Origin of the sequence: Pseudomonas sp. LRF_L74 (assembly GCF_965644255.1) — a bacterium.
Taxonomy (GTDB): Bacteria; Pseudomonadota; Gammaproteobacteria; order Pseudomonadales; family Pseudomonadaceae; genus Aquipseudomonas.
This window is the reverse complement of sequence record NZ_CBFFRH010000038.1, coordinates 1-416: the sequence shown is the minus strand read 5'-3', so window position 1 is coordinate 416 and position 416 is coordinate 1. Positions and strand designations below refer to the sequence as shown.

The following is a 416-nucleotide window of genomic DNA, read 5'->3' as shown; positions in this document are numbered from 1 at the left end:
CTGAAAGGTTACAGCGATACCAACCCGATCAATCTCACTCAGCCAGATAATCTGGCTTATGTGATCTACACCTCGGGCTCAACCGGGCGCCCTAAAGGTGTAGCTATTTCCCATGACGCCTTGAGCCAGCACGCCCATGTCTCGCTCGGTTTCTTCAACCTGTCGGCTAATGACCGCATCCTGCAGTTTGCCACCTTCAACTTCGACGGTTTCGTCGAACAACTCTACCCTGCGCTGATATGCGGTGCTTCGGTGGTCATCCGCGGCCGCGATATCTGGGACAGTGAAACCTTCTATCAGGAGCTGTTGGCCAAGGACATCAGTGTGGTCGACGTGACCACGGCTTACTGGTTCATGCTGGCCAAGGATTTCGCGGAAAAAGGGCCGCGAGATTATGGCCGCTTGCATCAATTCCA

General features: G+C 54.3%; 1 protein-coding gene. It reads left to right on the top strand.

Going from position 1 to position 416, the window contains the following annotated elements; translation table 11 throughout:
* A partial coding sequence (locus ACSZPK_RS26945; protein ID WP_437884680.1) for an AMP-binding protein occupies positions 1-416 on the top strand: 416 nt, incomplete at both ends.